This is a genomic window from Nosocomiicoccus sp. HMSC059G07 (assembly GCF_001815515.1).
In the GTDB taxonomy this organism is placed as follows: Bacteria; Bacillota; Bacilli; order Staphylococcales; family Salinicoccaceae; genus Nosocomiicoccus; species Nosocomiicoccus ampullae_A.
The window spans coordinates 1-222 of record NZ_KV820870.1 but is presented as its reverse complement, the minus strand read 5'-3'; the positions used below and the strand labels follow the sequence as shown (position 1 = coordinate 222).

Here is a 222-nt window from a genome sequence, read left to right as displayed (position 1 = left end):
CTCAGATCGGTACATTCTATACAAAGAAAGATGAACATAGCAGTGAAAACTTCGTCGAGATTGGTGACCGAATAGAAGTTGGGGACCAAATTGGCTACATTGAAGCAATGAAAATGTTTAACGATTTAAAATCAGACGTTTCTGGAATTGTTCGAGAAATCGTCGTACACAATGGAGAAGATGTAGAGTACGGGGATGTACTCGTCCGAGTAGAACCGGAGG

At 41.4% G+C, this 222-nt stretch carries 1 protein-coding gene; it reads left to right on the top strand.

Going from position 1 to position 222, the window contains the following annotated elements; translation table 11 throughout:
• Window positions 1-222 (top strand): acetyl-CoA carboxylase biotin carboxyl carrier protein (locus HMPREF3029_RS08340; protein ID WP_144265452.1); only part of this gene is annotated, 222 nt, incomplete at both ends.